Genomic DNA, 25,247 nt, shown 5'->3' on the forward strand with positions numbered 1-25,247 from the left:
GCTGTCGGTCTTTGGCAACTCAGATCTTGGCGACGATGTCCTGGATCTGGCCGTCGTCGTAGCCGAGCACGGCCATGGTCTGGCTGACGATGGCCCGCTTCTTGGCGGTATTGTTGTTGGTCACCACCCAGTAGGGGCTGCCGGGGATGGCCTTGGGATTGGTGGACTTGCCGGCGGCGTTGAGGGCCTTGGCATCGGTGGAGAAATAGAGGCGGTCGCGGCCACGGATCTGCAGCACCTTAGCGAACTCCTGGCCGTGCTTGCCGTGCAGCTCGCCCAGCACCGCCAGGAAGCGGCCCACGGCGCTGCCGGCATTTTCCAGGGTCTCCACGGGCACCTCGCCGTTGACCTTGGCCACGGCGGGGGCAGCGGCGGCGCCCTGGGCGAAGCCAAGCAGGCGGCGCAGGATGTCGGAGGCGCTTTCACCGATATGTTGGGTATTGGACGCGATGTACTGATACAGATCGTCGTCTACTTCGATGGTTTTCATCCCTATTCTCAACGTCCTGAGGATCACTGAAAAGCGATTATACCCAGATCCAGATCATTTGCATGCCCGTGTCTTCCTTTGCAAAATGCCCCCTCAGCCAGTGACTCGAGTTGTGTGATGCCACTTTTGAACTACCAACAGCGCGGCCAGGGCCGCCCCCTGATCCTGATCCACGGCCTGTTCGGCAGCCTGGACAACCTCGGCGCCCTGGGCCGCAGCCTGGAAGACGCCTTCCAGGTGACCTCTGTGGACGTGCGCAACCACGGCAAGTCCTTCCACAGCGACGAGATGCACTACCAAGCCATGGCCGGCGACGTGCTGGCATTGATGGATCACCTGGGCATCGAAACCGCCTCGGTGGTGGGCCATTCCATGGGCGGCAAGATAGCCATGCAGCTGGCCCTGACGGCGCCCGAACGGGTGAGCGCCCTGGTGGCGGCGGACATCGCCCCGGTCGCCTACCGGCGCAACAACCACGAGGGGGTCTTTAAGGGTCTGTCCAGCATCGACCCCGGCTGCTACGACAGCCGCAAGGCGGTCGAGACCGAGCTGGCCAAATACGTGCTTGAACCCGGGGTGCGCCAGTTCATCCTCAAGAACCTGCAAAAGGGCGACCAGGGCCTGTACTGGCGCCTGAACGTCAGGGCGCTGATCGACAACTACCCGGATATCCTCGGCGCGCCAGAGGGAAGCCCCTACCCGGGTCCGACCCTGTTCGTGAAGGGGGCCGAGTCCGATTACCTGACCGCCGACCACAAGGAGGCGGTGGCCAGGCTGTTCCCCCGGGCCCAGCTCAAGGTGATCCAGGGCACCGGCCACTGGCTCCATGCCGAGAAACCCGCGGTTTTCAACAAGCTGGTCGGCGACTTTTTACGGGCCAACTGATTGGTCGCGGCCGGGCCTTTATGTATAATCCGCGCCGGTCATCAAATATCGGACTCGCAAGATGTTGGCAGAGCACTACGAAACCCTTGAGGCGATCGGCCTGAATCTCTTCTTTGTGGCCATTTTCGTCTTCATCGGCCTGGCCATCCAGGACGTGTTGAAGAAAGGCAATGTCCCCAAGTTCGGCCGCTATATCGTCTGGCTGGTGCTCTTTCTCGGTTGTGCCGGCTTCATCAGCAAGGAAATCATCAAGCTGTTCTGGGAAGGCTCCGGCATTGGCTGAGATGAAGCGATAAACTATGGCCAAGGAATCCAGCGATCGCATCACCATTGATCTCTTTGCAGAAGAAAAACGCCGCGGCAGGCCCAAGACCAATCCCCTGCCCCGCAAGCTGCAGCTGAAGGTCAACAAGCGCAACCAGATCAAGCGCGACAAGGAAAAGGGGCTCAGGCGCATCGAGCTCAAGGTGGAACAGCAGCTGTTCGACGCCTTGAACGACCTGGCCCAGGAACAGAATTTGAGCCGAAGCCAGCTCATCGAATCCATTTTGAAATCCCAGTTGGAAGCCGGGGACTGACCCGGATTCCGGCGACAGAAAACGAGAGGAAGCGAGATTTTATGGCGACTGTAGGTCTTTTCTTCGGTAGCGATACAGGCAATACCGAAGCCGTAGCCAAGATGATCCAGAAGCAGCTGGGCAAGAAGATGCTGGAAGTGAAGGACATCGCCAAGTCCAGCAAGGAAGACATCGAAGAATACAGCCTGCTGCTGTTCGGGATCCCCACCTGGTACTACGGCGAGGCCCAGTGCGACTGGGACGACTTCTTCCCCAGCCTGGAAGAGATCGACTTCACCGACAAGCTGGTAGCCATCTTCGGCTGCGGTGACCAGGAAGACTATGCCGAGTACTTCCTCGACGCCATGGGCATGGTGCGCGACATCGTCGAAAGCCGTGGCGGCATCGTCATCGGCCACTGGCCCACCGAGAGCTACAACTTCGTGGCCTCCAAGGCCCTGGTGGACGACGAGCACTTCGTCGGCCTGGGCATCGACGAGGACCGCCAGCCCGAGCTGACCGCCGAGCGCGTCGAGAAGTGGGTCAATCAGGTCTACGAAGAGATGTGCCTGGCCGAGCTGGAAGACTGAGCTCCCCCTTCATTGAAAAAGGCGCCCCTTGGCGCCTTTTTTATTACGGCCGGTATTTGCGCTTGAGCCGTACATAGAGGGTGCGGCGCACCTCGGCTACCGCCTCGCCCCTGGCGTCCTTGAGCTGCACCGCCACCTGGGGGAAGTGCTTTTCGCCGGTCTCGGTGGCCTTTTCTATCTCCGCCAGCAGGCCGTCGGTCAGTTCGAACTCGGCCTGGATGTCGGACAGGCCCGGCTTGTCGAAGCGGATGGCCGCCTCCCTGTCCCAGACGTGGTACTCCTTGCCCAGGTGGCCCATCAGCATCAGCGGCAGTATGGGATCGGTCATGGAGAACATGGAGCCGCCATACTGGCTGTTGTTGGCGTTCTGGTTCCAGGGGCGGCGCTTGAGCCTGACCCGGCAATAGCGAAAGTCCTCGCTCAACTCGACGATCTTGATGCCGGTGAACAAGAACGGCGGCCACAGGTTCAGCACCCGTCTCAGCCTGGAGGCCTTGGAAAATACCCAGTTTTTCATTGCTTATACTGCTTTCGACACTGAGCATTTATTCTAACTTTCCTGCTGGAAATGAACAGCCGCCTTGGGTACTTTTGGAAAACCTTTGAAAGTACGGGTTTTATGACAGGGCCCCGCTGCCTATAATGGACCATTAACGTGGAGATGGCCCCTGGCCACCAAGACAGGAAATTTCATGGCTGACGAGAATCAAGCACTGCGCGACGCCGGCCTCAAGGTGACCCTGCCCAGGGTCAAGATCCTTGAGCTGTTGCAGGATCCGGACAACCAGCACATCAGTGCCGAGGACCTGTACAAGAAGCTCATCGACCTGGGTGAGGAGATCGGCCTGGCCACCGTCTACCGGGTGCTTAACCAGTTCGACGATGCCGGCATCGTCACTCGCCACCATTTCGAGGGCGGCAAGTCCGTGTTCGAGCTGACCCGCAAGCACCACCATGATCACCTGGTCTGTCTCAAGTGCGGCAAGGTGGTGGAGTTCATGGACGAGGTCATCGAAGAGCGCCAGAAGGCCGTGGCCAAGCAGCACAAGATCAAGCTGACCCACCACAGCCTCTACCTGTATGGCGAATGCGAGGATACCGAAGCCTGCGATCGCCACCGCAAGGGCGAGGACTGAAAAAGGCGGCCAATGGCCGCCTCTTTTATCCGATGAGAAGGCCGCGTGAGCGGCCTTTTTTTGTTACAGGCTGGCGGCCAGCTCGGCGCCCTGGCGTATGGCCCGCTTGGCATCCAGCTCGGCGGCCACATCGGCACCGCCGATCAGGTGCACGGCAATGCCCGCCTCCTGCAGCGGCTGCTGCAGGGCCCTGAGCGGCTCCTGGCCGGCGCAGATGATGACGTTGTCCACCGGCAGCACCTCGGGCTGGCCACCCCTGGTAATATGCAGGCCGGCGTCGTCGATGCGGTCATAGCTGACGCCGCTGAGCATGTTGACGCCACGGCGCTTGAGGCTGGTGCGGTGGATCCAGCCGGTGGTCTTGCCGAGGCCCTGGCCGACCTTGGATTCCTTGCGCTGCAGCAGCCAGATCTCCCGTTTGCTGGCCAGGGGCGCCATTGCCTCGGCCACGCCACCCCGGCCCTTGAGCTCGGTGTCGATGCCCCACTCCTTGAGCCAGGTTTCGCGGTCGGTGCTGGACGAGTGGCCGTCCTCGGCCAGGTATTCGGACACATCGAAGCCGATGCCGCCGGCGCCGATCACCGCCACCCGCTTGCCCACCGGCTTGTGGTCGCGCAGCACGTCCAGGTAGCCCAGCACCTTGGGGTGGTCGATGCCGTCTATGGCCGGGGTCCTGGGCTTGATGCCGGTGGCCAGCACCACCTCGTCGAAGCCCCCGGCCTTGAGGGACTCGGCGCTCTGCTCGCTGTTCAGGCGCACTTCCACGCCGGCGTCGTGGAGGCGATTCTTGAAGTAGCGCAGGGTCTCATGGAACTCCTCCTTGCCCGGCACCTGCTTGGCGAAGTTGAACTGGCCGCCGATCTCACCCCCCTTGTCGAACAGCACCACCTGGTGGCCGCGCTCGGCGGCGTGGCAGGCGAAGGACAGCCCGGCCGGGCCGGCGCCCACCACCGCCACCTTCTTCTTCTGGCCGGCCGGCGGGAAGTTCAGCTCGGTCTCGTAGCAGGCCTGGGGGTTGACCAGGCAGGAGGCGCGCTTCTGCTCGAAGACGTGATCCAGGCAGGCCTGGTTACAGGCGATGCAGGTGTTGATGCGATCGGCCTTGCCGGCGGCGGCCTTGGTGACGAAGTGGGGATCCGCCAGCAGCGGCCTGGCCATGGACACCATGTCCGCCTCGCCCTTGGCCAGGATCTCCTCGGCCACCTTGGGGTCGTTGATGCGGTTGGTGGTGATCAGCGGCACCTTGACCTCGGCCTTGAGGCGGGCCGTGACCCAGGTGAAGGCGGCCCTGGGCACCATGGTGGCAATGGTGGGGATGCGCGCCTCGTGCCAGCCGATGCCGGTGTTGATCAGGGTCACCCCGGCCTCTTCCAGCCACCTGGCCAGGATCACCACTTCTTCCCAGCTCATGCCGTCTTCCACCAGATCCAGCATGGACAGGCGGAAGATGATGATGAAGTCGTCGCCGGCCTGCTGGCGGACCTGGCGGACGGTTTCCAACGCGAAGCGGGCGCGGTTTTCGAAGCTGCCGCCGTACTCGTCGGTCCTGTGGTTGGTGCGGGTCACCAGGAACTGGTTGATGAGGTAACCCTCGCTGCCCATGATCTCCACGCCGTCATAGCCGGCCTTCTTGGCCAGCCTGGCGGTGGCGGCAAAGTCGCTGATGGTGCCGCGCACCTGGCGGCGGGACATGCCGGACGGCTTGAAGGGGGTGATGGGGGCCTTCTTGGCGCTGGGCGCCAGGGAAAAGGGGTGGTAGCTGTAGCGGCCGGCGTGGAGGATCTGCAGGCAGATCTTGCCGCCTTCCTCATGGACGGCGTCGGTGACCACCCTGTGCTTTTTGGCCTGCCAGCGGTTGGACAGCTGGCTGGCAAAGGGCGCCAGCCGGCCCCTCAGGTTGGGGGCGATGCCGCCGGTGACGATGAGCCCTACCCCGCCCCTGGCCCGCTCCCGGTAGAAGGCGGCCATCTTCGCAAAGCCGTTCTTTTCCTCTTCCAGGCCGGTGTGCATGGAGCCCATCAGCACCCGGTTGCGCAGGGTGGTGAAGCCGAGATCCAGGGGGGCCAACAGGTGGGGGTAATGCTCAGACATGGCTGCGTCCTTATTATGGTTATCCGGCTAGCAGACTACTCATCGGAGGACGGACGTGCAAGGGGCTCGACAATAAATGGTTACAAATTGGGTTTCGCATCAAGGTCTTGATGCAATAGCATGCTAACCAGGACAAGCAAGATAGGAACATGCGTTTTATGTGGAGCATGTTAAAAAAAGTGGCCTGCTGGATCTGGCAGGGCCTTAATACCTTCCGCAGGGTGGTACTCAACCTGCTGTTTTTAATCATCCTGATCGCCTTCCTCGCCTCCCTGGGCCAGGACGACGGTCCCAAGGTGCCCAAGGACAGCGCCCTGGTCATGAACATCGAAGGCCGCCTGGTGGAACAGGCCAAGACGGTCGACCCCGTCGAGGCCTTTGCCCAGGAGCTCAGCGGCAGCAAGGAGCCGCCGGAGATGGAGGTGTCTGCCCTGGTGGACGCCATCAAGAACGCCAAGGAAGACAAGCGCATCAAGGCGCTGGTGCTGGATCTGGAAGGCATGGCGGGCGGTGGTCTGAACAAGATCATGACCCTGGGCGACGCCATCGACGACTTCAAGGAAAGCGGCAAGCCGGTCATCGCCAAGGGTGACTTCTACACCCAGGGCCAGTACCTGCTGGCCGCCCACGCCGACAGCATCTACCTGAACGAGATCGGCTTCATGTCCATCGACGGCTTCGGCCGCTACCGCGTCTACTTCAAGTCGCTGCTGGACAAGCTGAAGATCAACACCCATGTGTTCCGGGTCGGTACCTTCAAGTCCGCCATCGAGCCCTATATCCGCGACGACATGTCCGAGCCGGCCAAGGAAGCCAACCGCGCCTTCCTGGGCGCCCTGTGGAGCCAGTACCAGGACGAGATCGTCCGCCTGCGTGGCCTGGAGCCCGGCAGCCTGGACAAGATGCTGGCCAACCTGCCCGAGCTCTTTGCCGAGGCCAACGGCGAGTTCGCCCAGCTGGCCCTGAACCTGGGCCTGGTCGACGAACTCAAGTCCCGCCAGGACATGACCGCGGCGCTGATCGAGCTGGTCGGTAAGGACAAGGAAGGCAAGAGCTTCAAGCAGGTCTCCATCCACGATTACCTGAAGGTCATCAACAACCCCCTGACCCAGCTGCCCAAGGACGGCGCCAAGGTGGGCATAGTGGTGGCCGCCGGTACCATACTGGACGGTGATCAGCCGGTCGGCACCGTCGGTGGCGACTCCACCGCCGCCCTGCTGCGCCAGGCCCGCTTCGACGACGACATCAAGGCCGTGGTACTGCGCGTAGACAGCCCCGGCGGCAGCGCCTTCGCCTCCGAGATCATCCGCAAGGAAGTGGAGGCCCTGCAGAAGGCCGGCAAGCCGGTGGTGGCCTCCATGAGCACCTATGCGGCCTCCGGCGGCTACTGGATCTCCGCCTCCGCCGATGAGATCTGGGCCCACCCGGCTACCATCACCGGCTCCATCGGCATCTTCGGCCTGCTCACCACCTTCGAGAACAGCCTGGATGCCATAGGCGTGCACACCGACGGCGTCGGCACCTCCAACTACGCCGGCTACACCCCGCTGCGCCCCCTCAACGACGACTTCAAGGCGGTGATCCAGCGCAGCGTCGAGCGCGGCTACGAGCGCTTCCTGACGCTGGTGGCCGACAACCGCGACATGAGCACGGATGAGGTGGACAAGATAGCCCAGGGCCGGGTCTGGATCGGCCAGACCGCCCTGGAGCTGGGCCTGGTGGACAAGCTCGGTGGCCTGGACGACGCCGTGGCCTCGGCCGCCAAGCTGGCCAAGCTGGACAGCTACGACACTCAGGTCATCAAGAAGCCGCTCAGCCCCAAGGAGCAGTTCATCAAGAACCTGCTTGGCGAAGGCGCCCAGCTGGTGGCCCGCAGCCACGGCAAGGAGCCGAGCTGGCTGACCAGGCTGCTGGGCCTGGCCGAGGCCGAAATGGCGCCGCTGACCCAGATGAACGACCCCCAGAACCTGTACATCTACTGCCGCGAGTGCGAGGTGCAGTTCTAAGTCGCCTCAGCGTCGACAAAAAGCCGGGCCCAGCCCGGCTTTTCTTTTATAATGCCGGCGATCAGGTTCAAGGAGTCCGGCATGAGCAAGAAACGCATCTATGTAGCCTACACTGGCGGCACCATCGGCATGCAGATGTCCGAGCAGGGCTATATCTGTGTGCCCGGCTTCCTGGTGGACAGCGTCAACAGCCATGCCGAATTCCACCGCCCGGAGATGCCGGCCTTCCATATCCACGAATACAGCCCGCTGATCGACTCCTCCGACATGACCCCGGCCGACTGGCAGCGCATCGCCAACGATATCCGCGATCAGTACGACCAGTACGACGGCTTCGTGATCCTGCACGGCACCGACACCATGGCCTATACCGCCTCGGCGCTGTCGTTCATGCTCGAAGACTTGGACAAGCCGGTCATCGTCACCGGCTCCCAGATCCCGCTGTCGGCGCTGCGCTCCGACGGCCAGGAGAACCTGCTCACCGCCCTGTACCTGGCCGCCGAGTACCCGGTGCCGGAGGTGAGCCTGTTCTTCAACCACAAGCTGTACCGGGGCAACCGCTGCACCAAGGCCCATGCCGACGGTTTCGACGCCTTCGCCTCCCCCAACATGGCGCCCCTGGTCGAGGCCGGGATCCACATCAAGCAGGTGGCCGGCGTCATCGCCGAGCCCCTGGGCCGCAAGCTCAAGGTCCACGAGATCACCCCCCAGCCCATCGGCGTGGTGCGCCTCTACCCGGGCATCGACCCGGTGATCATCGAGCACGTGATCCAGCAGCCGGTCAAGGCGCTGATCCTGCAGACCTACGGCGTCGGCAACGCCCCCTCCAACCCCAGGCTGCTGGGCGCCCTCAAGGAGGCCTCCGAGCGCGGCGTGGTGATCGTCAACCTGTCCCAGTGCTTCAAGGGCAGCGTCAACATGAGCGGCTATGCCACCGGCTCCGGCCTGGCCAGCGCCGGGGTGATCTCCGGCCACGACATGACCATGGAGGCGGCCCTGACCAAGCTGCACTTCCTGCTCAGCCAGGAGCTGGACCCGGAGCAGATCCGCGCCCAGATGGTCAGGGACCTGCGCGGCGAGCTGAGCCACTGAGCCGTTGCGGCCCGGGCCGCCTTGGAGTACCTTAGCGGCCTCCTGTTTGGACGTCTGGACATGAAGACTTGAACAACGAACGCAAGGCACTGCTGTGCGGCCTGGCCGCCGTGCTGATGTGGTCCACCGTTGCCAGCGCCTTCAAGCTGACCCTGGCGCTGCTGACGCCGGTGCAGATGCTGCTGGTGGCCTCCCTGACCAGCATCGGGGTACTGGGCTCCGTGGCCTACCGGCGCGGCGCCCTGCCGCTGCTGGGCCGCTACCTCAGGGAAAGGCCCGGCTACTTCCTGAGCCTGGGCCTGATCAATCCCTTCCTCTACTACCTGGTGCTGTTCGCCGCCTACGATCTGCTGCCGGCCCAGCAGGCCCAGGCCCTCAACTACACCTGGGCGGTGACCCTGACGCTGCTGTCGGTGCCCTTCCTGGGCCACCGCATCCGCCGCCTGGACTGGCTGGCCATTGGCCTGTCCTATCTCGGGGTACTGGTGATCGCCACCAAGGGCGAGGTGCTTGCCCTGCAGTTCGACAACCCCCTGGGCGTGGCCCTGGCGCTGCTGTCCACCCTGCTCTGGGCCTGTTACTGGATCCTCAACACCCGCCACCAGGGCGACGCCGTGATCAGCCTGCTGCTGGGCTTCCTGCTTGGCCTGCCGGCCATCATCGCGGTGCTTTGGTACCAGGGCCAGTGGCAGTTCCCCTGGCAGGGAGTGCTGGGGGCCGTCTATATCGGCGCCTTCGAGATGGGTTTTGCCTTCCTGCTGTGGCTGATGGCCATGCGCCTGACCTCCAACACGGCGCGGATCTCCAACCTGATCTTCATCTCGCCGCTGCTGTCCCTGGCGCTGCTGGCCACCCTGGTGGGCGAAGCCATACTGCCCTCCACCCTGGTGGGCCTGTGCTTCATCCTGGCCAGTCTTGGCGTGCAGCAGCTGGGCCCCAAAGGCCATTGACAAAAAACAGGTCCGAGGTCATGGTGCTGGGACGGCCCACCAACCCCCAGCCCCATGACCGAGGTAGTACGTTCCCATAAGCTCGACAACGTCTGTTACGACATCCGCGGCCCCGTGCTCAAGGAGGCCCACCGCCTCGAGGACGAAGGTCATCGCATCATCAAGCTCAACATCGGCAACCCGGCCCCCTTCGGCTTCGAGGCGCCGCCTGAGCTGATCCAGGACGTGGTCCACAACCTGCCGGCCAGCGCCGGCTACTGCGACTCCAAGGGGCTGTTCTCGGCGCGCCGGGCCGTGGTCCAGCATTACGAAGACAGGGGGGTACGCGGCGTGGACGTGGAAGACGTCTACATCGGCAACGGCGTCTCCGAGCTGATCATGATGGCCATGCAGGCACTGCTTAACGACGGCGACGAGGTGCTGATCCCGGCCCCCGACTACCCGCTGTGGACGGCCGCCGTCACCCTGTCCGGCGGCACCGCCCGCCACTACCTCTGCGACGAGGACAACGACTGGTACCCGGATCTCCAGGACATCGAGAACAAGATAGGCCCCAACACCAAGGGCCTGGTGATCATCAACCCCAACAACCCCACCGGCGCCGTCTATGACCGCGCCCACCTGGAAAAGCTGGTGGCATTGGCCCGCCGCCACAACCTGGTGCTGTTCGCCGACGAGATCTACGACAAGATCCTCTACGACGACGCCGAGCACGTCCCCCTGGCCAGCCTCTGCGAGGACGTGCTGGTGGTGACCTTCAACGGCCTGTCCAAGGCCTACCGCGCCGCCGGCTTCCGCCAGGGCTGGATGATGCTGAGCGGCAACAAGGGCGGCGCCGGCGGCTATATCGAGGGCCTGGACATGCTGGCCTCCATGCGCCTGTGCGGCAATGTGGCCACCCAGCACGCCATCCAGGCGGCCCTGGGCGGCCACCAGAGCATCAGGGAGCTGGTGCTGCCCGGCGGCCGCCTCAAGGAGCAGCGGGATCAGGCCTGGGAGATGGTCAACGCCATTCCCGGCGTGTCCTGCACCAAGCCCAAGGGCGCCCTCTACCTCTTCCCCCGGCTGGATCCGGCCGTCTACCCCATTAAGGACGACCAGCAGCTGGTGCTGGATCTGCTGCTGCAGGAGAAGCTGCTGGTGGTCCAGGGTACCGGCTTCAACTGGCCCAGGCCCGATCACCTGCGGCTGGTGACCCTGCCGTCCGTGCAGCAGCTGGAGGAGGCCATAGGCCGCCTGGGCCGCTTCCTGGCCCGGCTCAGGGGATAAGAAAGGGGAGCCTGAGGCTCCCCTTTTTCATGACAGGGCTTTTTGCGTCAGCTGGAGGCTGCCGCCGGCAGCACCTGGGTGGTGACCGCTGCCATACGTCAGCCGGCAGAGGCTGTCGCCGGCAACACCTGGGTGGTGACCGCTGCCATACGTCAGCTGGTAGAGGCTACCGCCGGCAACACCTGGGTGGTGACGGCCACATAGTGGCAGATGCTGCCGCCCAGCACGAACAGGTGCCAGATGGCATGGCCATAGGGAATGCGCCTGTTCAGGTAGAACAGGGTGCCCAGGGTATAGGCGATGCCGCCGGCCACCAGCCAGATCAGGGTGGTGGCGGACAGCTGCTCCATCATCGGCTTGATGGCGACCACCACCAGCCAGCCCATCAGCACGTAGATCCCCACCGACAAGCGCCGGAAACGACCGGTGAAGAACAGCTTGAAGATGATGCCCAGGGCCGCCAGGCCCCAGATCACCCCGAACAGGCTCCAGCCCCAGGGCCCGCGCAGTCCCACCAGGGTGAAGGGGGTATAGGTGCCGGCAATAAGCACGAAGATGGCGCAGTGGTCGAACACCTTCAGCTTGGCCTTGACGCCCTCGAAGGGTATGGCGTGGTAGAGGGTGGAGGCGGTATAGACCAGGATCAGCGCCACCACAAAGACGCTGGCGCTGACGATTTGCCAGGCGTCACCCCCCCAGAGGGCGGACAGGGCGATGAGGATGGCACCGGCCGCCACCGAGGCGACAATGCCCAGGCCATGGGTGATGGCGTTGGCCAGCTCCTCGCCGGCGCTGTATTGGGTCGTCATGGCTGTTTTGGTTGTTATCCGGACTTGCCCCATCATACCTGGAAAATGCCGCCCGATGGCGGCATTTTTATGGCTATTCGCGCACCTGCCCTGCCCCGGCGACCACGAATTTCTCGCAGGTCAAGGACTCCAGGCCCATGGGGCCGTAGGCATGGAGCTTGGTGGTGGAGATGCCGATCTCGGCGCCCAGGCCCAGCTCACCGCCGTCCGAAAAACGGGACGAGGCGTTGTGCATCACCACGGCCGCGTCCACCAGGCGCTGGAAACGGGCCGCCCTGGCCTGATCCCGGGTGCAGATCACCTCGGTGTGATGGGAGCCGAAGCGCTTGATGTGCGCCAGGGCGCCGTCCAGGCCGTCCACCACCCGCACCGCCAGCTCCAGGGCCAGGTACTCCTGGCCGAAATCGTCCTCGGCCATGGCCTCGGCGCCGTCGAAATAAGCCAGGCTCTGTTCACAGGCATGGAGCTTGACGCCCTTCTCGGCCAGGGCCTTGGCGGCCATGGGCAGGAAGCGCTCGGCGATGGCCTGGTCCACCAGCAGTCCTTCCAGGGCGTTGCAGACGCCGGTGCGCTGGGTCTTGCCGTTCATCAGCAGCCCAAGCGCCATGTCCAGATCGGCATCGCCGTCCACATAGAGGTGGCAGACCCCCTTGAAGTGCTGGATCACCGGGATCTGGCTGTTGTCGGTCACGAAGTGGATCAGCCCCTCGCCGCCCCTGGGGATCACCAGGTCGATATGGTCCCGCTGCTTGAGCAGGGCCAGCAGCAGCTCGCGGTCCGGATCCGGCACCACTGTGATGATTTCCCTGGGCAAACCGTGGCTGTCCAGGGCCTGGTGCAGCACCTCGGCAATGGCCAGGCTGGAGCCCAGGGCCTCGCGGCCACAGCGCAGGATCACGGCGTTGCCGGACTTGAAGCACAGGGCGCCGGCATCGGCGGTGACATTGGGCCTGGCCTCGTAGATCATGCAGATGACCCCAAGGGGAATGCGCATCTTGTCGATGCGCAGGCCGTTGGGCCGGGTTTCCACGGGCCGGCGCTGGCCCACCGGATCCGCCAGGGCCACGATCTGCTCGATGGCGTCGGCCATGGCGTCGATACGGCCGCCATCCAGGCGCAGCCGATCCAGCATGGCGTCGCTGAGGCCCTTGTCACGGCCGGCGGCCAGATCCCGTTCGTTGGCGGCCAGGATGGGGCCATGGTGCCGGCGCAGGGCCTCGGCCATGGTCATCAGCACGGCATTCTTGTTGTCGGTATCCAGGGCCGCCAAGGTCTCGGCTGCCCGGGCGGCTCCACGGGCCAGTTGTTCGGCCAGGTTCATCATTGCGCCTCCAAAATCATCATGTCGTCTCTGTGTATCACGGCCGAGCGTCCCTGTGCACCCATCGGATGATCAATATCGTCACTGTGGCGGCCCTTGACGTGGGCCAGCTCCCAGGCGCTGTACCTGCTGATGCCCTTGGCCAGGGGCCTGGCCTGATCCTGCTGGCAGATCACCACCGCATCGCCCCGCTCGAAGTCGCCCTGCACCTCGACGATGCCGCTGCCAAGCAGCGAAGCGCCGTCGCGGATCAGCGCCAGGGCGGCGCCCTCGTCCACCAGCACCCTGCCCTGGGCCTTGAGGGTATGGCGCAGCCAGTGCTTGCGGTTGCTCAGGGGATCCCGATGGGCCCTGAACAGGGTGCCGGGGTTCTCCCCGGCCAGCAGCGTCGCCAGGCATTGGGAGTTGCCGCCATTGAAGATATAGGTGTCCACGCCGTGGCTGGTGGCCTTTTCCGCCGCCTCTATCTTGGTCTTCATGCCGCCGGTGGCGATTTGGTTGCGGGTGCCACCGGCCATGGCGTGGATCTGTTCATCTATGCGCTCCACCACCGGCAGCAGTTTGGCATCCGGGTGGCTATTGGGATCCCGATCAAAGAGGCCGTCCACGTCCGAGAGGATGAACAGGGCATCGGCATCCACCACTGTGGCCACCATGGCCGCCAGGTTGTCGTTGTCCCCCACCCTGAGCTCGTCCGTGGCCACGGCGTCGTTCTCGTTGACGATGGGCAGGCAACCGTGCTCGAGCAGGGTGTTGAGGGTGTCCTGGACGCTGACGTAGCGGGTTCTGTCCCGCAGATCGCCATGGGTGAGCAGCACCTGGGCACAGGGAAAGTCGAAGAAGCGGGACCAGTTGGCCATCATCTCGTTCTGGCCCACCGAGGCCATGGCCTTGCGCACATGGATGGGCAGCTGCTGGTGGGGAAAATCGAAACAGCGCCGGCCCGCCGCCACGCTGCCGGACGACACCAGCACCAACTCCTTGCCCTGGGCCCGGCACTGGGTGACAAAGGTGGCGATGGCCAGGGCATACCTGCCGCTGCAGCCCTGGCCGTCCGGGGCGATCAGGGCACTGCCGACCTTCAGCACCGCCCGTTGCCATTGGGGAACTTGCATAACCTCTCCCTGCTGAAAAACGGACATCATTCTAGCACGAACGTTTTTGATGACAAGACGAGCCGAAAAAGGCCATCACTATCCAAATTGTGGCAAAGCACCTCGTTTGCCCTGGAATAAAACGGCAAGTGAGCACTAAAAAGGGGAGCCCCTGGCTCCCCTTCCTGATCGGCCCTGGCCAGCTCGTCAGTCGGTCTTGCAGCGCATGATTTCCTGCTCCACCACGCCGGTGAACTGGGCCTTGAGCTCGCGCTTGGTCTTCATGACCATCTCGCCGTCCGGGCCTATCTCCATGTGCTGGTGCTGCTCGAAATGGACGGCCTGGTAGGCCATCACCAGCTGCATGCAGTTGCCGCGCTGCTCCTCGCTGAGCACGGCGCCGTCCAGCCACTTGCCGGTTTCGGCGGCGTCGCGCAGGCGCAGGTAGGCGGCCTCGTCCAGGCCCTTGACCATCTCACGGATATCCATCAATGCTTCCTCATGTTCTTGAGCCACAGCATGCGTGCCCTGACCCCGATGTAGGCGACAAAACCCAATGCCATCAGGCCCCTGGCCACCCAGTCCAGCCGGGGGTGATCGCTCCAGACCGAGAACAGGAAGCCGCCGACCAGAAACAGCAGCAACGCCACCATGGAGTAGTTGTTGAGCTTCTGCTGCTCTTCCAATGCCTTGAGCTTGGCGGCCCTGGCCTGGACTTCCGGGTCCTTGCTGTGGGTGGTGCCGCAATGGGGGCAGAGTTCTGCCTTGTCGGAGATGCGCTTGCCGCAGTTGTAGCAGCGGATGATCGCCATAGGGGCCTCCTGATTTCAGTGGCGCCACTATAACAAAAAAGGCGCCTTTCGGCGCCTCTGCTCATTTGTCCTTGGTGTCGTGCCAGTAGTCCCTGACCGTCTGCTTCATCTCCCTGGACAGCATCAGGATGCCGAACAGGTTGGGCAGCGCCATCAGCACGATGGCCACCGCCGCCAGGTTCCACACCATGGTGGTATCGGAGAAGGCGGCCACCACGAAGCCGGCCACGTAGAGCACCCGGTATGGCATCACGCCTCTGTAGCCCACCAGGTAGATCATGGCCCTGTCGCCGTAGTAGGACCAGGCGATGGCGGTGGAGAAGGCGAACAGCAGCAGGCCGATGGAAACGATGTACTGGCCGTATTCGCCGAAATAGCCCTTGGTGAAGGCCTTGGTGGTGAGATCCGCCGAGTGGATCAGCGACTTGCCCACCACGTTCACGTCCGGATCGACCAGCATGCCGTCGGCGATGTCCAGCACCCCGGTATAGGGGTGGTCGCCGACCCGAAAGCGCACGTCCTCGGCCACGGAGCGGGCGTTGATGACGGTGACCGCATCCTGGCTGCGCCCTTCCACCACGGTGATCTTGCCGTTGTAGGCCTGGATGTCGCTTTCCATGCCGTTGAGGTAAGTGAACAGGCTCTGGCGATCCTCGTCCACCTGGTCGCTGTACCTGCCGTCCAGGATCACCATGTCGGCGCGCTGGAAGCTGTTCTCGAACTTCTCGGTCCAGACACCTGAGCTCAGGATCACCATGCCGGTGAGGGTACAGATGATGATGGTGTCGATGAAGGGCTCCAGGATGGACACCATGCCCTCGGACACCGGTTCGTCGGCCCGGGCCGAGGCGTGGGCGATGGGCGCCGAGCCCTGGCCGGCCTCGTTGGAGAACAGGCCCCGGTTGACGCCGCGGTTGAAGGCGTAGGCGAAGCTGGCGCCCAGGAAGCCGCCGGCGGCGGCGGAGCCGGTGAAGGCGTCACGGAACACCGCCAGGAAGGACGGCACCAGGTTGTCGATGTTCATGGCGATCACCGCCAGGGCACCAACGACGTACAGGAAGGCCATGATCGGCACTATCTTGGAGGTGACCTTGGCGATGCGGTGGATGCCGCCCAGGATCACCATGGCCAGCAGCACGCCGAGCACGCCGCCGGTGATCTCCGGGGCTATGCCGAAGGTGGCCTCCATGCCCTGGGCGATGTTGTTGCTCTGGGGCAGGTTGCCGGTGCCGAAGGAGGAGATCACCGTGGCCACGGCGAAGATCACCGCCAGCCATTTCATGTTCAGGCGCTTGTCCATGTAGTACATGGGGCCGCCGGACATGGTGCCGTCCGGGGCCTTGTCACGGTACTTGTGGGACAGGGTCACTTCCACGAACTTGGTGGTCATGCCGAAGAAGGCGGTCATCCACATCCAGAACAGCGCCGCCGGGCCGCCAAGGAAGATGGCGAAGGCCACGCCGCCGATGTTGCCGGTACCGACGGTGCCGGACAGGGCCGTGGTCAGGGCCTGGAAGTGGGAGGTATCGCCCGGGCTGTGGCTGTGGTCGTACTTGCCGCTGACCACCTTCCAGGCCCGGCCGAAGTAGCGGATCTGGGGGAATCCCAGATAGAGGGTGAAGAAGAGGCCGACGCCGAGCAGGACGAAGGGGAACCAGGGCGCACTGCCCAGGAATCCGTCCAGGGTCAGCAGCAGACTGTTAAAGGCTTCCATGGCTGCGCACCTGTTGATGTTGTTGCTTTTTTGGGAAGGCTCAGACTGCCACATTAACCAGCTGTTAACAAGAAAAAGGGGCCGCCGCGGCAGCCCCTCTTCGCCTTAGGAAAAGACCCTTCAGCCAAGGTGCTTCCACAGCGCCGCCAGCACGTCCTGGCCCAGCTGGCCACAACGGGCCGGGGACCAGCCGTAGGCCTCGTCGGGCAGATCGGCATTGTCCTTGAACGGCATCTCTATCGTATAGGACAGGCACTTGAACTGCTCGCCCACCCAGTTGGCGGCGATGCGCAGATCCGCCTTGCCCGGCTCGTCGATGTCGTAGCCGTAGACGGTCTGGAACTCGGGGGTCACCGCCAGCAGGGCCGCCTTGAAGCTGTCCTGCAGGCCCTTGTGGCGCTCGTCGAAGCTGGGGATGCCTTCGCAGCCGGCCACGAAGTTGTAGGGCAGGCCCTCGTCGCCATGGATGTCCAGGAAGAGATCGCAGCCCTTGTCGAGCATGGCCTGGCGCACCAGGAAGACTTCCGGGCTCTTGTCCATGGTCGGCTCGGCCCATTCCCGGTTCAGGTTCATGCCCAGGGCGTTGGTGCGCAGGTGGCCGCGCACCGAGCCGTCCGGGTTCATGTTGGGGACTATGTAGAAGACGTTGTCCTTAAGCAGGGCCCGGGCCACGCCGTCCTCGTCGTCCAGCAGCCGGTCCAGCAGGCCTTCCATGAACCATTCGGCCATGGTTTCGCCGGGGTGCTGGCGGGCGATGATCCAGATCTTGCGTTTGGCGCTGGCTTCGTCGCCGACGGTGAGCAGGGTCATCTCGCGGCCGTCCAGGGTCTCGCCCAGGTGGCTGGCCTTGCACAGCACGCCGTCCTGGGCGGCGGCCAGCAGATCCTGGTGGCGCTCCCAGGAATAAGGGGCGAAGTAGGCGTAGTAGCAGATGGCCTCTTCCTGGGTGTGCTCAATGGTCAGGGTCTGGCCGTCGAAGCTGGTGGGCACCCGGAACCAGGTATGGCGGTCGTAGGAGGCCACCGCCTGGTAGCCTTCCCAGCCCTTGGGGCTGTAGGCGGCGCCGCCGGCATTGGTGATGCGCATCACCAGCTCCTGCTGGGCCTCGGCGTGGACCCGGAAGTGGAACCACTGGTAGAAGTCGGACGCGTTGTCCTTGCGAATATGCAGTTCGATGTCGTCCGGGCGCTCAGCGCGTAGCACCTGGATGTTACCGCTGTCAAAACCGGCAGAGATGTGCATGGAGAAATCCTTTGCCTGTGGTTGAAAGTCGCCAAGAGCTTATCACCTGGGCGCCCTCAGCCATAGGCCCAGCCGGGTGGAATAGCCGAGGTTGCGGGCCTTGATGGTGCCGGCCTCGTCCAGTACGTAGTAGGCCGGGTAGCCGGGCACCTGCCAGGCGCTGGCCAGGGCTCCATCCCCCAGCAGCACCGGCAGGGTCAGGCCGGTCTGATCGACGAAGTCCTGCACCTGCTGGTGGCTGTCAAAGTCCAGGGCCACGGTCAGGGCCCGCCAGTCCCCCTCCCCTGCCGCCAGGGCCTGCAGGTTGGGGATGGAGTGGCGACAGATGCTGCACCAGGGTGCAAAGAAGTAAACCAGGGTCGGCTTGTCGGTGGGGCCGCCCAGCACCATGGGTTGCCCGCTCAGGGTAACCAGCTGCCGGGCCTGGGTGCCCTGGCCGGCCTCGAGCATGGGCGACTCCTTCCAGGTGGCCATCAGCCAGTAGAAAGCGCCGAATACCAGCAGCAGTTTCAGGTAGGGGAGCAATGCCTTCATGCTTATCCAGACAGTTTTTTTACCGTAATGCTTGCAATAAAAAAGGCGCCAGAGGCGCCTTTTTCGTCGGAGCTTGCCTTAGTGAGGCAGGCTGGGGAAGTTCAGGCCGGCCATGTCCTGGGCCACACGGACCACCTGACAGGAGTAACCGAACTCGTTGTCGTACCAGACGTACAGCACCACGCGCTCACCGTCCACTATGGTGGCTTCGGAGTCGACCACGCCGGCGTAGCGGGAGCCCACCAGATCGGAGGAGACGATCTCGGTGGAGGCGGTGAAGTCGATCTGGTCACGCAGATCCGAGAACATGGAGGTATCACGCAGGAAGGCGTTCAGCTCTTCTACCGTGGTGCCCTGTTCCAGGTTCAGGTTCAGGATGGCCATGGACACGTTGGGGGTCGGGACGCGGATGGCGTTACCGGTCAACTTGCCCTTGAGCTCCGGCAGGGCCTTGGCGACGGCCTTGGCGGCACCTGTGCTGGTGATGACCATGTTCAGGGCGGCGCTGCGACCACGGCGATCGGCCTTGTGGTAGTTGTCGATCAGGTTCTGGTCGTTGGTGTAGGAATGCACGGTTTCCACGTGGCCGTTCTTGATGCCGAACTTGTCGTGCAGGGCCTTGAGTACCGGGGTGATGGCGTTGGTGGTACAGGAGGCCGCGGAGATGATGCGGTCGTCGGAGCTGATGTCACCGTTGTTGACGCCGTAGACGATGTTCTTGAGGTTGCCGCCGGCGGGTGCGGTCAGCAGCACCTTGGCGGCGCCCTTGGCCTTGAGGTGACGGCTCAGGGCTTCTTCGTCCTTGAACACACCGGTGTTGTCGATGATCAGGGCGTCGTTGATGCCGTACTGGGTGTAGTCGATGTCTTCCGGCTGGTTGGCGTAGATCACCTTGATGTAGCAGCCGTTGGCAACGATGGCGTTCTCTTCTTCGTCAACCCAGATGGAGCCGTTGAAGGGACCGTGGATGGAGTCGCGGCGCAGCAGGCTGGCGCGCTTTTCCAGGTCGCCGTCGCGGCCGCCGCGAACCACGATGGCGCGCAGGGGCATCTTGTTGCTGGGGCCGGTGCGCTCGATAAGCAGGCGGGCCAGCAGGCGGCCGATGCGGCCGAAGCCGTACAGGACGACGTCGCGGGCCGGGATGTTGTCATCCTTGTCGATGATGTCGGCCAGCTCTTCACCCAGGAAGGCTTCCGGGGTCTTGTCGCCGTGGTTGGCCAGGTAGTTGACGGCCAGCTTGCCCAGGTCGACGCGGGCCGGGGTCAGCTTCAGACCGGACAGGGCTTCCAGCAGCGGGAAGCTTTCGCGCAGGCGCAGTTTCTCGCCTTCGAACTGGCGTACGCTGCGGTGGGCCTTGATGATGTCGATGGTGGAGGCATTGAGCAACGGCTTACCGTAAACCACCAGTTCCACGCCAAACTCACGATACAGCTTGCCGATCAGCGGCTGCATTTTCTCGGCCAGTTCCTGACGCTCCTGCCAGCTTTTCAGATACTTGTCCGGTTGGGTGTCGCTCATTACCTTTTCCTTTTGTTTCACGTTGCCGGCGACCGCGGCGAGTTGACTAGTGGTCGCAATTTGTAGGGTAAGGTGCCGCCTCTGGCGGGCGGGCGCGGCAATTGTACCCAAGGGAAATCGGTTTCGCCATATTCCCGAGCCTTTCTCTTGCGCCCAAGTCGAAGACTTTGCCAAACTGTGCCGAGGTTTCCCTAAGGTGCTGCTTGCCGATGCGTTCCCTTGCCCTGTTGATGCCCTTGCTGTTGGTAGCCTGCGATACCGCCAAGCCGATCCGCTCCATCTGCGAAGATCACCCCGAACTCTGTGCCGATCTCAACAGCGACGGCTGGTGCCGCTACGAGCGCGCCGACGTCATTCGCAGCCGCTTTGAGCTGATCACCGCCAATCAGCAGCAGGATCTGCTGCGCTACCGGCTGTTGGTGGATCTGGAGGAATACAGCGACTGTATCCGCCTGGCCGCCGGCATCACCCACCACAAGAGCAAGGAAAAGCAGAGCGACAGGGGCAGCGCCTACCTCAATTCCCTGGCGGCCATCAAGAAACGTCAGGCCGAGATCAAGGACAGCACCGAACCCCACCTGCTCTATTACCGCCTGTCCCGCTTCGGCGACATGGAGGCGCAGCGGGCCTTCCTGGCCCTGGAGGGCACCGGCGCCCTGGACAGCCTGGAGCTCAAGGAGATGCTGGCCTCCTACTATTCCAAGCTCGACAGGCCCAAGACCATCCGCCTGCTGCTGGAGGCCCTGTCCCTGAAGAAGAAAGGCGACGAGGTCAGCCCGGACATCTACCACAGCCTGGCCAGCCTCAGCCAGCAGGAGCGCCGTTTCCGCGAAGCCTATGTCTGGGCGCTGATCTCCAAGGAAAGTGGCGTGCTGGACACCAACTTCAACCTGCTGGAAGGGCAGCTGCTGCGGGACCAGAAGCTGCTCGGGGAGCTGGGCAAGCGCGCCGATCGTATCCTGGATGCCATCCAGGACAACGCATTCACCCCTGAGCTGGCGATGATCGATCACCGGCAATAAAGGCCAGCGCCACCGAGTTCAGGCAGTAACGGCGGCCGGTGGGCGGCGGGCCGTCGTCAAAGACATGGCCCAGGTGGGCATCGCAGCCGCCGCAGCGGATCTCGGTGCGCACCATGCCGTGGCTGAGATCCTCCAGGTAACGTACCGCCCCCTCCCCTACCGCCTCGAAGAAGGACGGCCAGCCGCAACCGGCGTCGAACTTGCTCTCGGAATGAAACAGCGCCGCACCACAGCAGACGCAGTGATAAACACCCCCTTGCCACTGCTCCAGGTACTCGCCGCTGAAGGGCGGCTCGGTGGCGCCCTGCTGGGTCACCGCCTCCGCCAGGGGGCTCAGCGGCCCCTTCCAGCCCATTTTGGTCATGCCTGACTCCGTTCATCTATGCTTGTAGTGATAACGGCGGATCTCGTGAAACTTTCTTTCATAAAAAGCCAGCAAAGCCCTGATCCACCACAATGAACACTTGACCGAAGCGGGTTATTTTGTAATTTTACTACCGTTTCGCATCGTTCGAGGACAATCGCCATGACTATCAAGGTTGCAATCAATGGCTACGGCCGTATCGGCCGCAATATCCTGCGCGCACTCCATGAGGCCGAGAAAGCCTACGACATCCAGATCGTCGCCATCAATGATTTGGGCGATGCCCACGTCAACGCCCACCTGACCAAGTATGACACCGCCCATGGCCGTTTCGCCGCCAAGGTGGAGCACACCGACAAGGCCCTGTACGTCAATGGCAATGAGATCCTGACCTTCTCCGAGCGCGATCCCAGCAAGCTGCCCTGGGGCGCCCTGGGCGTGGATGTGGTCTACGAGTGCACCGGCATCTTCACCAAACGCGACGCCGCCGCCGCCCACCTGGCCGCCGGCGCCAAGAAGGTGATCATCTCCGCCCCCGGCAAGGACGTGGACGCCACCGTGGTCTACGGCGTCAACCACCAGGTGCTGACCGGCGACATGCAGATCATCTCCAACGCCTCCTGCACCACCAACTGCCTGGCACCCCTGGCCAAGCCGCTCAGCGACGAGCTGGGCCTGAGCAATGGCCTGATGACCACCATCCACGCCTACACCAACGACCAGCGCCTGAGCGACGTCTACCACTCGGATCTGCACCGGGCCCGCGCCGCCGCCCAGAACATGATCCCCACCAAGACCGGCGCCGCCGCCGCCGTCGGCCTGGTGCTGCCCGAACTCAAGGGCAAGCTGGACGGCATGGCCGTGCGGGTACCGACCCTGAACGTGTCCCTGGTGGATCTGACCTTCGTGGCCGGCCGCGAGACCTCGGTCGAGGAAGTGAACGCCATCATGGCCAAGGCCGCCCAGGGTCCCCTGGCGGAGGTGCTGTCCTACAACGACGAGCCCCTGGTGTCCGTGGACTTCAACCACATCCCCTACTCTTCCAACTTCGACGCCACCCAGACCAAGGTCCAGGGCAACCTGGTCAAGGTCATGAGCTGGTACGACAACGAGTGGGGCTTCTCCAACCGCATGCTGGACAATACCCTGGCGCTGATGAAGGCCTGACGGTCAGTCCCATAGGAAAGCGCGGCCCGGGCCGCGCTTTTTTGTGTCCGTCTTCCGACCATAAAAAATGCCGCCCTGGGGCGGCATTTTGCTAGCCGTTGCTGCCAGGCTCAGGCGCCGAAGCTGGCCACCGCCTCCTTGGCCAGTTCGGTGATGCCGTCCCAGTCGCCGGCCTGGATCAGCGCCCTGGGGGCCAGCCAGCTGCCGCCGACACAGGCCACATTGGCCAGGGCCAGGTACTGGCCGGCATTGTCCGGGCCTATGCCACCTGTGGGGCAGAAGGTGACCTGGGGGATGGGGCCACCGATGGCCTTGATGGCGGCGGCGCCGCCGCTGGCCTCGGCCGGGAAGAACTTGAAGTGATCCAGGCCCAGCTCCATGCCGGTCATGATCTCGGAGATGGTGCTGACCCCGGGCAGCAGCGGCGCCGGGCCGGCCAGGGCCGCCTCCACCAGGGAGCGAGTCAGGCCCGGGCTTATCACGAAGCCGGCGCCGGCGGCCACGGCCTGGTGGTACTGGTCACCGTTGAGGATGGTGCCGGCCCCCACCAGGGCCTCGGGCACCTCGGCCTTGATGGCGCTGATGGCGGCCAGGGCACAGTCGCTGCGCAACGTGATCTCCAGCACCTTGATGCCGCCGGCCACCAGGGCCTTGGCCAGGGGCACGGCGTCTTCCAGGCGCTCAATGACCAGCACCGGCATCACCGGGCTGGCGGCCACCACCTGGGCGGGACTGACTTGCCAATTTGCGCTCATAGGGACTCCTCGTGGGGGAAGCGGAACCAGGTGGCTCCCTGTTCGGCACCGCACAGAAGGGGCCGCAGGTTGGTGAAGAGCTCACGACCGAGCCCGTGGTTGTTGGCACTCAGATCCGCCGACACCGGCAGGCGCCTGGCCAGCTCGGCCTCGCCCACCAGCAGGCTCAACTCGCCGGTTACGGCGTTGATGCGGATCAGATCCCCTTCGCGGACCTTGTCCAGCACCGGGTTGTCCAGGGCCTCCGGGGTCAGGTGGATGGCCGCCGGCACATTGCCGGAGGCGCCGGACATGCGGCCGTCGGTGAGCAGCGCCACCTTGTAGCCCTGCTCCTGCAGCACCGCCAGCGGCGGGGTCAGCTTGTGCAGCTCCGGCATGCCGCAGGCCTTGGGCCCCTGGAAGCGCACCACCACCACGCAGTCCTTGTTGAGCTTGCCGGCCTTGAAGGCGCCGTCCAGTTCGTGCTGGGAGTGGAAGATCACCGCCGGCGCCTCTATGACCATGCGGTCCTGGCGCACCGCAGAAACCTTGATCACCGCCCGGCCCAGGTTGCCCTCCACCAGGCGCAGGCCCCCTTCGGGGCTGAAGCTGGTGCCGTTGGCGGCGATCACGTCGGGGTCGCCGCTGTCCTCGGGACAGGGCCGCCAGACCAGCTCGCCGTCCTCCAGGAAGGGCTCCTGCTCGTACTTGTCCAGGCCCTCGCCCACTATGGTCTTGACCTCTTCGTTCAACAGCCCCAGCCTGCGCAGCTTCTTGATCAGCAGCGCCATGCCGCCGGCGGCGTGGAAGTGGTTGATGTCGGCCTGGCCGTTGGGGTAGATGCGGGTCAACAGCGGCACCACATGGGACAGCTCGGCGAAGTCGTCCCAGTTGATCTGGATGCCGGCGGCCCGGGCGATGGCCACCAGGTGCATGGTGTGGTTGGTGGAGCCGCCGGTGGCCAGCAGGCCGACGATGGCGTTGACGATGGCCTTCTCGTCGACGATGTCGGCAATGGGGCTGTAGTTGCCGGACAGCTCGGTGAGGCGGGTCACCTGGCGGGCGGCGGCCTTGGTCAGGGCGTCACGCAGTTCGTCGCCCGGCTGCACGAAGGAGGCGCCGGGCAGGTGCAGGCCCATGATCTCCACCATCATCTGGTTGGAGTTGGCGGTGCCGTAGAAGGTGCAGGTGCCGGCGCTGTGGTAGGACCGGGACTCGGCCTCCAGCAACTCGTCGCGGCCCACCTTGCCCTGGGCGTAGAGCTGGCGCACCCGGGCCTTTTCCTTGTTGGGCAGGCCGGACGGCATGGGGCCGGCGGGCACGAACACGGTGGGCAGGTGGCCGAAGGTCAGCGAGGCCATCAGCAGGCCGGGCACGATCTTGTCGCAGATCCCCAGCATCAGGGCGCCGTCGAACATGTTGTGGCTCAGGCCCACGGCGGTGGCCATGGCGATGGTGTCGCGGCTCATCAGGCTGAGATCCATGCCCGGCTGGCCCTGGGTGACGCCGTCGCACATGGCCGGCACACCGCCGGCGAACTGGCCCACGGAGCCCACCTCGTGCAGCGCGTCCTTGATCAGCGCCGGGTAGGTTTCGTAGGGCTGGTGGGCCGACAGCATGTCGTTGTAGGCGGAGACGATGGCCACGTTGGCCTTGTTGAAGGCCTTGAGGTCGTCCTTGTCGGCCTTGCCACAGGCGGCGAAGCCGTGGGCCAGGTTGCCGCAGGACAGGGCCGCGCGGTGCACGCCCTTGGCCTGCTGGGCGCGGATCCCCGCCAGGTAGGCCTGCCTGGTCTCTTTGCTGCGCTCGATGACGCGCTCGGTGACCTTCTTCAGGATCGGATGCATAAC

The 25,247-nt window shown here is 64.0% G+C and carries 26 protein-coding genes; 11 read left to right on the forward strand and 15 right to left on the reverse strand.

Features of this window, described 5'->3' with window-relative positions; all coding sequences use genetic code 11:
- Positions 1-19: 19 nt before the first annotated feature.
- Positions 20-490, reverse strand: coding sequence for a replication initiation regulator SeqA (locus WDB71_RS08410; protein WP_341501135.1), 471 nt, complete (start codon positions 488-490; stop codon positions 20-22).
- A gap of 117 nt (positions 491-607) precedes the next feature.
- Here WDB71_RS08410 and WDB71_RS08415 point away from each other — a divergent pair, with 117 nt between their 5' ends.
- The 4 genes from WDB71_RS08415 to fldA all read left to right on the forward strand — a co-directional run bounded on the left by WDB71_RS08415 (position 608) and on the right by fldA (position 2,522).
- Entirely contained in the window at positions 608-1,375 is a 768-nt protein-coding gene (locus tag WDB71_RS08415) for an alpha/beta fold hydrolase (protein WP_341501136.1), read from the forward strand.
- 61 nt (positions 1,376-1,436) lie between these two features.
- On the forward strand, positions 1,437-1,658 hold the full coding sequence (locus WDB71_RS08420) for a DUF2788 domain-containing protein (RefSeq protein ID WP_341501137.1): 222 nt from the start codon (positions 1,437-1,439) through the stop codon (positions 1,656-1,658).
- Between the two features lie 16 nt (positions 1,659-1,674).
- Entirely contained in the window at positions 1,675-1,953 is a 279-nt protein-coding gene (ybfE, locus tag WDB71_RS08425; RefSeq protein WP_341501138.1) for a LexA regulated protein, read from the forward strand.
- Positions 1,954-1,994: 41 nt separating this feature from the next.
- A complete protein-coding gene (gene fldA / locus WDB71_RS08430) occupies positions 1,995-2,522 on the forward strand; it encodes a flavodoxin FldA (protein WP_341501139.1) in 528 nt (175 codons plus the stop codon).
- 43 nt (positions 2,523-2,565) lie between these two features.
- Here fldA and WDB71_RS08435 read toward each other — a convergent pair whose 3' ends face one another.
- Positions 2,566-3,039 carry a DUF4442 domain-containing protein gene (locus WDB71_RS08435; RefSeq protein WP_341501140.1) on the reverse strand — a complete coding sequence of 158 codons (474 nt, stop codon included), beginning with the start codon at positions 3,037-3,039 and terminating at the stop codon, positions 2,566-2,568.
- A 175-nt stretch (positions 3,040-3,214) separates the two neighbouring features.
- On the opposite strand from WDB71_RS08435, the gene fur reads away from it, so the two are divergent.
- Positions 3,215-3,658 carry a ferric iron uptake transcriptional regulator gene (gene fur, locus WDB71_RS08440; RefSeq protein WP_341501141.1) on the forward strand — a complete coding sequence of 148 codons (444 nt, stop codon included), beginning with the start codon at positions 3,215-3,217 and terminating at the stop codon, positions 3,656-3,658.
- A 63-nt stretch (positions 3,659-3,721) separates the two neighbouring features.
- Here the strand turns inward: fur and WDB71_RS08445 are convergent, their stop codons facing one another.
- The gene (locus tag WDB71_RS08445; protein ID WP_341501142.1) at positions 3,722-5,749 is read right to left on the reverse strand and encodes an NADPH-dependent 2,4-dienoyl-CoA reductase; all 2,028 of its coding nucleotides are present in this window, start codon (positions 5,747-5,749) and stop codon (positions 3,722-3,724) included.
- 179 nt (positions 5,750-5,928) lie between these two features.
- On the opposite strand from WDB71_RS08445, the gene sppA reads away from it, so the two are divergent.
- The 4 genes from sppA (at position 5,929) to WDB71_RS08465 (ending at position 11,066) form a co-directional block, all read left to right on the forward strand.
- Complete coding sequence (gene sppA, locus WDB71_RS08450) at positions 5,929-7,755, forward strand: signal peptide peptidase SppA (protein ID WP_341501143.1); 1,827 nt, start codon at positions 5,929-5,931, stop codon at positions 7,753-7,755.
- Positions 7,756-7,836: 81 nt separating this feature from the next.
- The gene (gene ansA / locus WDB71_RS08455; protein WP_341501144.1) at positions 7,837-8,847 is read left to right on the forward strand and encodes an asparaginase; all 1,011 of its coding nucleotides are present in this window, start codon (positions 7,837-7,839) and stop codon (positions 8,845-8,847) included.
- 68 nt (positions 8,848-8,915) lie between these two features.
- Positions 8,916-9,797, forward strand: coding sequence for a DMT family transporter (locus WDB71_RS08460; protein ID WP_341501145.1), 882 nt, complete (start codon positions 8,916-8,918; stop codon positions 9,795-9,797).
- 54 nt (positions 9,798-9,851) lie between these two features.
- Positions 9,852-11,066 (forward strand): pyridoxal phosphate-dependent aminotransferase, encoded by a 1,215-nt coding sequence (locus WDB71_RS08465; RefSeq protein ID WP_341501146.1) that lies wholly within the window; start codon positions 9,852-9,854, stop codon positions 11,064-11,066.
- A 152-nt stretch (positions 11,067-11,218) separates the two neighbouring features.
- On the opposite strand, the gene WDB71_RS08470 is transcribed toward WDB71_RS08465, so the two are convergent.
- The 9 genes from WDB71_RS08470 to WDB71_RS08510 all read right to left on the reverse strand — a co-directional run bounded on the left by WDB71_RS08470 (position 11,219) and on the right by WDB71_RS08510 (position 20,110).
- Positions 11,219-11,875: a hemolysin III family protein gene (locus WDB71_RS08470; protein WP_341501147.1), complete on the reverse strand. Its 657-nt coding sequence runs from the start codon at positions 11,873-11,875 to the stop codon at positions 11,219-11,221.
- Between the two features lie 73 nt (positions 11,876-11,948).
- A complete protein-coding gene (locus WDB71_RS08475) occupies positions 11,949-13,199 on the reverse strand; it encodes a glutamate-5-semialdehyde dehydrogenase (protein WP_341501148.1) in 1,251 nt (416 codons plus the stop codon).
- On the reverse strand, positions 13,196-14,311 hold the full coding sequence (gene proB, locus WDB71_RS08480) for a glutamate 5-kinase (RefSeq protein WP_341501149.1): 1,116 nt from the start codon (positions 14,309-14,311) through the stop codon (positions 13,196-13,198). Before proB ends, WDB71_RS08475 begins: the two co-directional genes overlap by 4 nt.
- A 186-nt stretch (positions 14,312-14,497) precedes the next feature.
- Entirely contained in the window at positions 14,498-14,779 is a 282-nt protein-coding gene (locus WDB71_RS08485) for a DUF1315 family protein (RefSeq protein WP_341501150.1), read from the reverse strand.
- Positions 14,779-15,102 carry a zinc ribbon domain-containing protein gene (locus WDB71_RS08490; RefSeq protein WP_341501151.1) on the reverse strand — a complete coding sequence of 108 codons (324 nt, stop codon included), beginning with the start codon at positions 15,100-15,102 and terminating at the stop codon, positions 14,779-14,781. Before WDB71_RS08490 ends, WDB71_RS08485 begins: the two co-directional genes overlap by 1 nt.
- Before the next feature lie 61 nt (positions 15,103-15,163).
- Positions 15,164-16,816, reverse strand: coding sequence for an AGCS family amino acid carrier protein (locus WDB71_RS08495; RefSeq protein ID WP_341501152.1), 1,653 nt, complete (start codon positions 16,814-16,816; stop codon positions 15,164-15,166).
- Between the two features lie 120 nt (positions 16,817-16,936).
- The gene (locus tag WDB71_RS08500) at positions 16,937-18,058 is read right to left on the reverse strand and encodes a M14-type cytosolic carboxypeptidase (RefSeq protein ID WP_341501153.1); all 1,122 of its coding nucleotides are present in this window, start codon (positions 18,056-18,058) and stop codon (positions 16,937-16,939) included.
- A gap of 42 nt (positions 18,059-18,100) precedes the next feature.
- Positions 18,101-18,592, reverse strand: coding sequence for a TlpA disulfide reductase family protein (locus WDB71_RS08505; protein WP_341501154.1), 492 nt, complete (start codon positions 18,590-18,592; stop codon positions 18,101-18,103).
- 78 nt (positions 18,593-18,670) lie between these two features.
- On the reverse strand, positions 18,671-20,110 hold the full coding sequence (locus WDB71_RS08510; protein WP_341501155.1) for a glyceraldehyde-3-phosphate dehydrogenase: 1,440 nt from the start codon (positions 20,108-20,110) through the stop codon (positions 18,671-18,673).
- A 209-nt stretch (positions 20,111-20,319) separates the two neighbouring features.
- On the opposite strand from WDB71_RS08510, the gene WDB71_RS08515 reads away from it, so the two are divergent.
- Positions 20,320-21,132, forward strand: a complete 813-nt coding sequence (locus WDB71_RS08515) for a DUF2989 domain-containing protein (RefSeq protein WP_341501156.1) — start codon at positions 20,320-20,322, stop codon at positions 21,130-21,132.
- On the opposite strand, the gene msrB is transcribed toward WDB71_RS08515, so the two are convergent.
- Entirely contained in the window at positions 21,095-21,496 is a 402-nt protein-coding gene (msrB, locus tag WDB71_RS08520) for a peptide-methionine (R)-S-oxide reductase MsrB (RefSeq protein WP_341501157.1), read from the reverse strand. The two genes, WDB71_RS08515 and msrB, sit on opposite strands and share 38 nt — an antisense overlap.
- 162 nt (positions 21,497-21,658) lie before the next feature.
- On the opposite strand from msrB, the gene gap reads away from it, so the two are divergent.
- Entirely contained in the window at positions 21,659-22,663 is a 1,005-nt protein-coding gene (gap, locus tag WDB71_RS08525; RefSeq protein WP_341501158.1) for a type I glyceraldehyde-3-phosphate dehydrogenase, read from the forward strand.
- A 110-nt stretch (positions 22,664-22,773) separates the two neighbouring features.
- Here the strand turns inward: gap and WDB71_RS08530 are convergent, their stop codons facing one another.
- Both WDB71_RS08530 and edd read right to left on the reverse strand, forming a co-directional pair.
- On the reverse strand, positions 22,774-23,418 hold the full coding sequence (locus WDB71_RS08530; protein ID WP_341501159.1) for a bifunctional 4-hydroxy-2-oxoglutarate aldolase/2-dehydro-3-deoxy-phosphogluconate aldolase: 645 nt from the start codon (positions 23,416-23,418) through the stop codon (positions 22,774-22,776).
- Positions 23,415-25,244 carry a phosphogluconate dehydratase gene (edd, locus tag WDB71_RS08535; RefSeq protein WP_341501160.1) on the reverse strand — a complete coding sequence of 610 codons (1,830 nt, stop codon included), beginning with the start codon at positions 25,242-25,244 and terminating at the stop codon, positions 23,415-23,417. Before edd ends, WDB71_RS08530 begins: the two co-directional genes overlap by 4 nt.
- Positions 25,245-25,247: the final 3 nt, after the last annotated feature.

The sequence above is a fragment of the Gallaecimonas sp. GXIMD4217 genome (assembly GCF_038087665.1).
Classification (GTDB): Bacteria; Pseudomonadota; Gammaproteobacteria; order Enterobacterales; family Gallaecimonadaceae; genus Gallaecimonas.